The sequence below is a fragment of the Streptomyces sp. RP5T genome (genome assembly GCF_003933965.1).
In the GTDB taxonomy this organism is placed as follows: domain Bacteria; phylum Actinomycetota; class Actinomycetes; order Streptomycetales; family Streptomycetaceae; genus Streptomyces.
On record NZ_RSAJ01000326.1, the window covers coordinates 1 to 9427 of the forward strand.

10 protein-coding genes are annotated in these 9427 nt (G+C 70.2%); 6 read left to right on the forward strand and 4 right to left on the reverse strand.

Going from position 1 to position 9427, the window contains the following annotated elements:
- The first annotated feature begins 262 nt into the window (after nucleotides 1-262).
- The 6 genes from EHS43_RS28130 to EHS43_RS28155 all read left to right on the forward strand — a co-directional run bounded on the left by EHS43_RS28130 (nucleotide 263) and on the right by EHS43_RS28155 (nucleotide 6436).
- Nucleotides 263-694 (forward strand): ATP-binding protein, encoded by a 432-nt coding sequence (locus tag EHS43_RS28130; protein ID WP_125193543.1) that lies wholly within the window; start codon nucleotides 263-265, stop codon nucleotides 692-694.
- Nucleotides 695-735: 41 nt separating this feature from the next.
- Complete coding sequence (locus EHS43_RS28135) at nucleotides 736-1134, forward strand: hypothetical protein (RefSeq protein WP_125193544.1); 399 nt, start codon at nucleotides 736-738, stop codon at nucleotides 1132-1134.
- 140 nt (nucleotides 1135-1274) lie between these two features.
- Nucleotides 1275-3356, forward strand: coding sequence for an NAD-dependent DNA ligase LigA (ligA, locus tag EHS43_RS28140; protein ID WP_125193545.1), 2082 nt, complete (start codon nucleotides 1275-1277; stop codon nucleotides 3354-3356).
- A 562-nt stretch (nucleotides 3357-3918) separates the two neighbouring features.
- A complete protein-coding gene (locus EHS43_RS28145; RefSeq protein ID WP_125193546.1) occupies nucleotides 3919-4581 on the forward strand; it encodes a Type 1 glutamine amidotransferase-like domain-containing protein in 663 nt (220 codons plus the stop codon).
- Nucleotides 4582-4918: 337 nt separating this feature from the next.
- Nucleotides 4919-5848 carry a hypothetical protein gene (locus EHS43_RS28150; protein WP_260470744.1) on the forward strand — a complete coding sequence of 310 codons (930 nt, stop codon included), beginning with the start codon at nucleotides 4919-4921 and terminating at the stop codon, nucleotides 5846-5848.
- Between the two features lie 120 nt (nucleotides 5849-5968).
- Nucleotides 5969-6436, forward strand: coding sequence for a hypothetical protein (locus EHS43_RS28155; protein WP_125193548.1), 468 nt, complete (start codon nucleotides 5969-5971; stop codon nucleotides 6434-6436).
- A 97-nt stretch (nucleotides 6437-6533) separates the two neighbouring features.
- Here the strand turns inward: EHS43_RS28155 and EHS43_RS28160 are convergent, their stop codons facing one another.
- The 4 genes from EHS43_RS28160 to EHS43_RS28175 all read right to left on the reverse strand — a co-directional run bounded on the left by EHS43_RS28160 (nucleotide 6534) and on the right by EHS43_RS28175 (nucleotide 9334).
- Nucleotides 6534-7307 (reverse strand): hypothetical protein, encoded by a 774-nt coding sequence (locus tag EHS43_RS28160; RefSeq protein WP_125193549.1) that lies wholly within the window; start codon nucleotides 7305-7307, stop codon nucleotides 6534-6536.
- A 91-nt stretch (nucleotides 7308-7398) separates the two neighbouring features.
- Nucleotides 7399-7908 (reverse strand): DUF2690 domain-containing protein, encoded by a 510-nt coding sequence (locus EHS43_RS28165; protein WP_125193550.1) that lies wholly within the window; start codon nucleotides 7906-7908, stop codon nucleotides 7399-7401.
- 206 nt (nucleotides 7909-8114) lie between these two features.
- Nucleotides 8115-8579, reverse strand: a complete 465-nt coding sequence (locus EHS43_RS28170) for a hypothetical protein (protein ID WP_260470745.1) — start codon at nucleotides 8577-8579, stop codon at nucleotides 8115-8117.
- An 11-nt stretch (nucleotides 8580-8590) separates the two neighbouring features.
- Nucleotides 8591-9334 carry a phosphotransferase family protein gene (locus tag EHS43_RS28175; protein WP_125193552.1) on the reverse strand — a complete coding sequence of 248 codons (744 nt, stop codon included), beginning with the start codon at nucleotides 9332-9334 and terminating at the stop codon, nucleotides 8591-8593.
- Between the last annotated feature and the right edge of the window lie 93 nt (nucleotides 9335-9427).

Here is a 9427-nt window from a genome sequence, read left to right on the forward strand (position 1 = left end):
CGAGCAGCAGAACCGGCCGCTCTGACCCGGGCTGAGGTGAACAGTGCGGATCCGTGCACACAGCTGAGGTCAGAGCAGCTCTCAGATTCGCTTCACCACCGGGCTGAAGCCCGGTGCACTGCGAATAGTCCCGGTAGCGAGGCGGCGGACGGGGCACCTGTCTCCCTCCGACGAGCGGGCATCGTCAGGCCTGTTCAGTGAGGGCCCGGGTATACGGAGCGTGCACGCGACGTTCGGTGGTTCGAGGAGAGGAAGTCGGGCAGTGGCGGTGAAGGCTATGGGGTGGGCGCACTCGTTCCCCATGTCCGAAGGGGTGCGGGTCGGCCGGGAGTGGACACGCAGGCGTCTTGAGTCCCTGCCTTGGACCGCCACCGAACCGGACACGGTGGACGCCATCGTGCTGGCGGTGTCCGAGCTGATCACCAACGCGCACGTCCACGCGCGCAGCGACGCACATCTGGTGCTCACCTGGGACGGCGACTGTCTTCAGGTGAGCGTGCACGACGAGGATCCCTCGCTGCCGCAGCAGCGCGAACCCGAGCAGGGCGCGGTCTCCGGCCGCGGGGTGTCCATCGTGGGCAAGCTCGCCGACGAGTGGGGTACGAGGTGCCAGCGGCACGGCAAGACGGTGACGGCATGCTTCCGGCCGGCCGACCCGGCTGCCGCCGCCGCCCGTGAAGACGAACGAAGTTGAGTTCCGCTCACCGGTGAAGCCCCCTGTGGAGGACAGGCGTCATGCATCTGGCACGAGGATCGAGTGACGACCCGTACGTCTGGCTCTGGACCCTCGGGGCTGTGGCGCTGTACGCACTGATCAGCTTCGGGCTGACATACCGGGCACGTGCCCGTCGCGGTTCCGCGCATCCGGCTCGTGACGCCGTGCACGATCTCAAGGACCGGGAGGAACCCCAGACGACCAGGCAGCGCCTGGTCAGCCGCCTTCTCATGGCGTCCGGTGCGGGACTCACCGGTCTGGCCGCCGCCCTGACCAGCGGGGCCGTACGCATCGTGACGGTCGGACTCACCGCCGGTGTGGCGGTGGTGGTATGGGCGTACTACGACTACCGCACGGAGGGGCGCGCCGCGCCCGGCGACGGGGCGGCTGTGGGGCGTGCTCGCACAGGCAGGTCCTGACAGGCCGGTCCTGGCTGACAGGCAGATCCTCGCAGGCGCTGGCAGGCGGGCCCTGACGCACGCTTGCTGACGGCTCGGAGTGACTGCCCCCAGGCCGTCGGCGAGGGGCGTTGTCAGTGGCAGCCGTCAAGATGACCTGCATGACGACACCCGTTGCGCAGATCCTGGATGCCGCTGCCTACGCGCAGGCGGTCGAGGACGCGGTCCAGGCCGCAGCCGCCTACTACGAGGGCGGGACCTCTCCTCTGGACGACGACGCCTTCGACCGGCTGGTGCGCGGCATCGCCGAGTGGGAGGCCGCGCATCCCGAGCAGGTGTTGCCGCACTCCCCCACCGGCAAGGTCGCCGGCGGCGCGGTCGAGGGCGATGTGCCGCACACGGTGGCGATGCTGAGTCTGGACAACGTGTTCTCGCCGGAGGAGTTCACGGCCTGGACCGACTCGCTGGCCCGCCGGGTGGGCCACGATCTCACCCGGTTCAGTGTCGAGCCGAAGCTCGACGGGCTGGCCGTCGCGGCCCGGTACACCCGTGGTCGGCTGAAGCAGCTGATCACCCGCGGCGACGGGATCGCCGGGGAGGACGTCTCCCACGCGATCGGCACCCTTGAGGGCCTCCCCGAGGAACTGACCGAGCCGGTCACCGTGGAGGTGCGCGGCGAAGTCCTCATGACGACGGCCCAGTTCGAGCACGCCAACGAGGTGCGCACCGCACACGGCGGGCAGCCCTTCGCCAATCCGCGAGGCGCGTCCGCGGGCTCCCTGCGGGCCAGGGACCGCGCGTACACGGTGGCGATGACGTTCTTCGGCTACGGCCTGTTGCCCCTGCCCGACACCGGGGCCGACTTCGCCGAGCGGCTTGACGGGCTCGCACACAGTGACCTGATGATCCTGGCCGCCCGGCTGGGGGTGCACACCCCGGCCGCCACCTCGGTCCCCGGGATCGTCGCCACGTCCGTGGAGGAAGTCCTGGCGAGGGTCCGGGAGATCGCCGCGCTGCGCGCCGAGCTGCCGTTCGGGATCGACGGCATCGTCATCAAGGCCGACCTGGCCGCCGACCAGCTGGCCGCGGGGTCCGGGTCGCGTGCGCCCCGCTGGGCGATCGCGTACAAGCTCCCCGCCGTGGAGAAGATCACCCGCCTGGTCGAGGTCGAGTGGAACGTGGGCCGCACCGGGATCATCGCGCCCCGTGGCGTCCTGGAACCGGTCGAGATCGAGGGCGCCACCATCACCTACGCCACCCTGCACAACCCGGCCGACATCACCCGCCGCGACCTGCGCCTGGGGGACCATGTCATGGTCCATCGCGCCGGTGATGTCATCCCGCGCATCGAGGCGCCGGTCGCCCACCTGCGCACCGGTGACGAGCAGCCGATCGTGTTCCCCGAGGTGTGCCCACGGTGCGGCTCCGGCATCGACACCAGCCAGGAGCGCTGGCGGTGCGAGCAGGGCCGTAACTGCCACCTGGTCGCTTCCCTGTCCTACGCCGCCGGCCGCGACCAGCTCGACATCGAGGGCCTGGGCGCCACCCGCGTCGTACAGCTCGTGGAGGCCGGACTGGTGGCCGATCTCGCCGACCTGTTCACCCTCACCCGTGACCAGCTCCTGGCGCTGGAGCGGATGGGCGCGACCAGCACCGACAATCTGCTCGGGGCGATCGCCGCGGCCAAGGGCCGACCGCTGTCGCGGGTCCTGTGCGCGCTCGGGGTCCGCGGCACGGGGCGCTCCATGTCCCGCCGCATCGCCCGCCATTTCGCCACGATGGACCACATCCGGTCCGCCGACGCCGAGGCGATGCAGCGGGTCGACGGCATCGGCACCGAGAAGGCCCCTTCGATCGTCGCCGAACTCGCCGAACTCGCCCCGCTCATCGACAAACTCGCCGCGGCAGGGGTGAACATGACCGAACCCGGCGCGACCCCACCGGCGCCCGCGGCCGGTGACGCCGCCGCGGACAGCACGGATGGGGTCGCCGGGCCGCTGACCGGGATGACGGTCGTGGTCACCGGCGCGATGACCGGCGTACTGGAGAAGCTCAGCCGCAACCAGATGAACGAACTCATCGAACGCGCCGGCGGCCGCTCCTCCTCCAGCGTCTCCAGAAAGACCACCCTGGTGGTGGCCGGAGAAGGCGCCGGATCCAAGCGCGCCAAGGCCGAGGACCTCGGTGTCCGCCTGGCCACGCCTGATGAATTCGCCGCCCTGGTAGCGGACTTCACCGACTGACCAACCGGCCGGTGTGCCGCAGCTCACCTCCACCGAGGCGGCACGCGGGAACACCACGCAGCGGTCGGCCGTTCACCTGTATGTGGCAAGCGGAGGGGACAGTGTCCCCGGGCCTCACCCTCCGCCCATGGGGACGATCGTTCGGCTGAAGCCCCATGGAGCACCCCGCCGAGAGGCGACCACCCTCCGCACGCCACCACCCACAGCCCCGGCTGGCCTCCCCCGTCCAGCCGGGGCTCTCGCATGCCTACGACCGGCATCTTTACGATGTACGACGGCTCGGGCCGACTCGGATCGAGCGGAGAGGTGCTGCGAGACACCTCCAGCGCGGAGATCCTGCGCTCGTCCAGCGTCCTCTCGTACGGTGAGCAGCCTGAAGCCGGTCGGCCCAGGAGCCGTCTGCGCGCGGCGAGCCGCCGAGGTCCGCTGCTTGCGTGCCGGGGATGTGGGTGGAAATGAACGAAGGCAGTGAGCGTGGCAGGACGCGACGAGCAACGAGCGGCGCCCGCGTCACCGACCCAGGGCATGGCGGTGGCTGCACCAGGGCCTCGGGACGGACACGATGAAACTTCTCCTCACCGACTCCGGCATCAAGAACCCGAGCATCAACGCGGCTCTGCTCGACCTCCTGGGCAAGCCGATCTCCGAGTCCAACGCTCTGTGCATCCCGACCGCGGGATACGGGGCCCCGGACGCCGATCCCGGCGGCCCCTGGCGCTTCATCAGCGGACAGTCCCCTTGCCCCATGACCGAGTTGGGCTGGAAGTCGGTGGGAGTACTGGAACTGACGGCGCTGCCCAGCATCGACAAGGCGCGCTGGGTCTCCTGGGTCCGGGAGGCCGACGTCCTCCTGGTCAACGGCGGTGACGCGCTGTATCTGTGCCACTGGATGCGGGAATCCGGGCTGGCCGACCTTCTGCCGTCGCTGCACGGGACGGTCTACGTGGGACTCAGCGCCGGAAGCATGGTGATGACGCCCCGCATCGGAGAGGACTTCGTGGGCTGGCGGCCTCTCACCGGCGGTGACAGCGCGCTGGGCCTGGTTGCTTTCTCGATCTTCCCGCACCTGGATCATCCGGCCTGTCCGGAGAACACCATGGCCGCGGCAGAGCGATGGGCGACTCAGATCGCGGGACCGGCCTACGCGATTGACGAGCAGACTGCTCTCAAGGTGACCGACGGCGCGGTCGAGGTGATCTCCGAAGGCCACTGGAAGCGGTTCTAGAAGCCGGCACCAGGCATGGTCCGGCACGCGCGGCGGGCTCGCTGTGGTGAGCACGGATTCCGGTGCCGACGCCCAGAACGACCCGCCTCCCGACGCCCCCAGCCTGGGCCAGCGACCCGAAGCAAGGCGCTGGGCATGCAGAAAGGACGGTTCGAGGGGCGGGTCCGTATGACTGTCGGGGCAAGAAAAGAAACTGCCGTTCACGGGGCATACGGAGGTGGTGTTCGGGGCGTCAACGGGACGTAAGCGCAGGCCACTTCGCCCCGGGAGCATGACGATGAAGCGCACCGACGCCCCCCTCCGGACGGAGGTACCGCGTGGACGCAGCACGCGACGCGTGAGCACCTCGGTGGGTGCGATCGCCGCGCTGGTCTCGCTCGTCCTCACCGGATGCACGGCGGGCACCGGCACCGCCCGCACCGCCTCGCCGACCTCGAACGCCAAGGCCACCACAGCCGGTACGAAGCTCACCTACGCCCAGGACCTGCGGATCTCCGACGCCGAGCAGCACCTGGTCGCCCTCTGCATGCGGAAGCAGGGTTTCCGCTACTGGGAGGAAAAGCCGCTGAGCCTGGAGGAGAGCCGGCCGCTCGGCTACGTCCAGGACGACGTCGCCTGGGCGCGCCGCCACGGCTACGGCAGCCGGATCAGCGCCAAGGAAGACCGCGCCCGTCTCCGCAACCCCAACATCGCCTACCGCGCGTCCCTTTCCCGCTCCCGCCAGAACGCCTTCGACATCGCTATGGACGGCGGCCGGGACGCCGTGGTGCTGACCTTGCGGACACCGTCCGGCGGCACGATCACCAAGCAGTCCGGCGGCTGCGCACGCCAGGCCCAGCAGAGCCTGTACGGCGATCCGGAGGCATGGTTCCGCTCCGAGACGACCGTCAACAACCTGCGCCCCCTGTACGTGGGCAAGCTGCTGCGCGACAAGGAGTTCAAGAGCGCGGTGACCGCCTGGTCGCGTTGCATGAGCAAGGCGGGTCACCCCTTCCCCGACCCCGACGCGGCACGCCGGTCCACGCGCGAGCACAGCGCGGAGCAGAACCGGGCCGAAGAGGCCAGGACCTTCACGAACGAGACCCGGATCGCGGTCGCCGACGCCTCCTGCGCCCGTTCCGTCTCCCTCCGCGCGATCGGCGAACGGCGCGAGGCCCACTACGTCGGCGAACTGGCCGCACAGTACGGCCACGCCCTCGACACCCATCTGCGGATGCAGCGGGACGCCCTCACGCGTGCCGAGCACCTGGTCCCCGCCCGCACCTGATCCGGGCGGCCCCCACCCCGACTTCCGTGGCCCCGCGTCACGGACGGACCCCGCGACCACGCTCGCGGATCATCACCCCATCACGCCTCCCACGAGGCGCAAGCAGAACAGGAATCCGTCATGCGCAAGCTGACCGTCTCCCTCGCCACCCTCGGCCTCGCGGCCCTCGGCATCGCCATCCCGGCCACCGCCCACGCGGGCCCCGGCTGCAACGCCAACTGGAACTCGCACGGCCGCGACGGCAACGTCCGCGCCTGGGACGGCACCGACTGCGGCGGCGAACTCCTCGGTGTCACGCCCGGCAACGACCCCGAGTGGGGCGACAGTTTCGGCCCCTTCCAGGGCAACGACGTGAACCGCGCGTCGTCCGTCATGAACAGCGGTTTCGTCGGCGGCAAGGACGTCGTGGCGTTCTACTGGCGCGCGAGCTACGACGACACCTCGTACGGCTGCCTCCTGCCGGGCGAGAAGTACGTGGACGACCTCAGCCGGAACCACTACACCAACAACGCGAACATGAACAACAGCATCGAGTCGCACGCCTGGGTGACCTCTACCGCCTGCGCGCCCGGCTCCTTCATCAGCTGAAGCACCTTGCGAAAGCCCTGACTCGCTGTCCGGTCACGGCCCGTCGGCATCGCGCCGGCGGGCCGTGCCGGTGTCGGCCGCCTCAGGGGAGGACGCGTCAGGCACCACCCTGGTGAAGGACCGTCATGACGTCCTCGGACGCGACCGTCTGCTCCCCTTCCAGCGAACTGACCGCGACGGGCCTGCCGAGTTCCTTGAACCGGACCGAGAAACTGCGGCCCCCCTCGACCTGGTACTCGGCGAGCCGCACCTCCGGCTCGCCCTGCGCCGGCACGTAGACCCGGACGGTCACCGGGCCGACGGTCCTGGTCAGGGGGCGCAGACGCACCCCGTCTCGCACTGTCTCCGGGCCGGAGATCACGTCGCCCGCGCTCGTCCCGGCTCCGGCCAGCAGCCGTCCCGTCCGGCACACCGGGGCGATACCTTCCGTCTCCGGGACTTCGCTCGGCAGGCGCGTGACCATGTACGCACCCCGCAGCAGCTTGACCGCAGTCCACTGCGGGTCCTTCGTCAGGTCGGCGGCGGGGTCGACCGACGCGGTATCCGTGTCCCCGGCCAGCCTGCTCACGGCCGCGGGCAGTGCATCGTCGGGCCAACGGGTCCACACCCGCTCGCCGACCAGGACACTCTCCGCGTTCCCCACCGTTCCCGCGCAGGCGCCACGACCGTCGAGGCGGGCATCGAACCCGACCCTCGCCCCGTCGGGACCGCGGAACTCCCCCACCATGCGGAACGTCTGCGCCTGCCGCAGCGGTTGGAGTGCTTCCTCGAATGCCCGCGCCTCACTGCTGCGTCCGTCGGTCGTGCACGACGTCGGTGAAGCAGCCGCCAATAACGCCGCCACGTACACCCCACCACGCAGTGCGCGCATGCCACGGCCTCCTCCCCTGATGACCCGTTACATCTCAACTCTCCCGTCACATTGGATACTTCACTACGAGTTGGCGGCGACTCGACCAGAATCAGCCGCAGATCTGGCGTCCCCACTCCCCGTACGGGTAGGCCGTGCTGCTGCCCGTGTCGGCGTTGCCGGTCCCGCAGGAGCGGGTGTTGGGGGTGTAGACCATCAGGCTCCACTGATACGGCTCCCCCGCGGCCACGTTGCCGCGTCCCACCGTCAGGGCCGGGCCGTCCGCCCCGGCGGGGCGGGTGATCTCCGCCTTGTTCCGGCAGGGTTCACCGCTGCACATGGTGGTGTTGGAGTGGACGCGGATCCATTGGGTCATGCAGGTGTTGCTGTAGCGCATCTCGATGGTGCCGGCCTGACTGGTCGTGTTGGGCAGGTAGAGCGGCGCGGAGGCCAGGGTCTTGGCGTTCGAGGCGCAGCCCGTGGCGGCCGGGTCCGCGCCGTCATAAGAGCTGGCGGCATGGGCGGAGGGAGCGCCCTGCAACGTGAGAACGCTCGCGCAGGCAGCTGCGGCGAACGCCATCGCCATCGTCCTGCGGCGGCCACCGCGGTTCAGCTCAAGCATCCTTGTCTCCCCATTTCTGATCGGTGCGCTTTCGCTACGGCTCGGTCGTGCGCCAAGCCTGGCGACCCGCGAGACACGTCCGCGCGCCCTTTCGGTCAGGGCCGAAAGGGCGCTTACGGGGACCGGCGGTGACTGCGGCAGCCGTACCGATCAGGCGGTGGTGCGCCGCAATGGCGGTCTCGGGGCACACGACCGACCGAGCGGCCTCACCCGCCTGCCTTGCCCGCTCCGTACGCCTCGCCCGCTCCAGTCGCTTCGCTCAGCAGTGCGGCGATGCGGGCAGCGGTCCTCTCCCCCGCTCGCTGCCTGATCAGGCCCTCTTTGGCGGCCGCGCGAAGCCAGATCTCCGAGCTGTTCTCGTCGACCTTCAGCACCCGCGCGGTCACCACGGCAGGGTTCAGCCCGCCGGCGCCGCCGCCGACCACGACGCGGATCGTCTCCTCCTCCCCGGAACCGACGGACACGCTGTCGACCGCACGGCCCGCGCTTCCGAGCACGGCGGAGACAAGCTTCACCACAGCTTCGAACGGCAGGGCTGCGACCAGATCGATCTCATGGACGTTCTTCCTCATCAGGTTGGCCACAACCCGGACCAGTCCACCGCTCCCCCCGCTCAACGCGCCAAGAGCACCAAGCTCCTCGGCCAAGATCTGGTCCTCGCTCCGGTGCACGGGCCTTCCTCTCACATCCGGGATCTCAGCACGTCGACCTCGCAGCCCGGCGCGAACGGGTCGAAGCCGTGTTCGGACAGCCAGCGGATCACCAACAGGCTGCGCAACGACCACCACGCGCGGATAACGTCAAGGTCGACGTCGGTGCCGTAGCCGACGAGCACGTCGCCCAGGCGCTCCTCGTGTCCGAGCGTCAGGGTAGCGAGGTCGAACAGGGGATCGCCCGGGCCGGCCTCGGACCAGTCGATGATGCCGGTGACCTGATCGTCGTCGACGAAGATGTGGGTGATCTGCAGGTCCCCGTGCGTGAACATCGGCGTCCACGGCCGTAGCGCGGCCTCGGCGACCCGGCGGTTGCGGGTGACCAGGTCGCCGGGCAGAACGCCGTTCGTCACGAGCCACTCGCACTCGCGGTCGAGGTCCGCCGTCAACTCGGCGAGCCCTCTTCCCCGGCCGGGCCAGGGCGGCAACGGCGCCTCGTGCAGCTTCCGGATGGCGGCCCCCGCAGCGGCCCAGGCCGCCGAGGACGCGGTCGACGGCTCACCGAGGCTGCCGAGCGCCCTCCCCGGTACCGCGGCGATCGCGAGCACGGGCGGATTGCGCCACAGGACCTCGGGGGTCGGGACCGGCGCCAGGGCCATCGCCGCGACCTCGACGGCGGTGCGCGCCTGATCGGCGTCCACCTTCAGGAACACGTCCCCGACGCGCAGGGTCGCGCGCTCGGAGTGGGCGACGACGACCTCGACCTCATCCATGGGCGACCAGTATCCGGGGGACGGGCGTCCGCGTCGCCGGGTTTATGGCGTACGGCTGCGCAATGATCGCGGCCCCGGCTCCCGCCCCTACTC

Bases quoted from the DNA above. Each gene is read 5' to 3' on its own strand.
- EHS43_RS28135 (WP_125193544.1), top strand. From the start codon at position 736: ATGCATCTGGCACGAGGATCGAGTGACGACCCGTACGTCTGGCTCTGG.
- ligA (WP_125193545.1), top strand. From the start codon at position 1,275: ATGACGACACCCGTTGCGCAGATCCTGGATGCCGCTGCCTACGCGCAG.
- EHS43_RS28145 (WP_125193546.1), top strand. From the start codon at position 3,919: ATGAAACTTCTCCTCACCGACTCCGGCATCAAGAACCCGAGCATCAAC.
- EHS43_RS28155 (WP_125193548.1), top strand. From the start codon at position 5,969: ATGCGCAAGCTGACCGTCTCCCTCGCCACCCTCGGCCTCGCGGCCCTC.
- EHS43_RS28160 (WP_125193549.1), bottom strand. From the start codon at position 7,307: ATGCGCGCACTGCGTGGTGGGGTGTACGTGGCGGCGTTATTGGCGGCT.
- EHS43_RS28165 (WP_125193550.1), bottom strand. From the start codon at position 7,908: ATGCTTGAGCTGAACCGCGGTGGCCGCCGCAGGACGATGGCGATGGCG.
- EHS43_RS28175 (WP_125193552.1), bottom strand. From the start codon at position 9,334: ATGGATGAGGTCGAGGTCGTCGTCGCCCACTCCGAGCGCGCGACCCTG.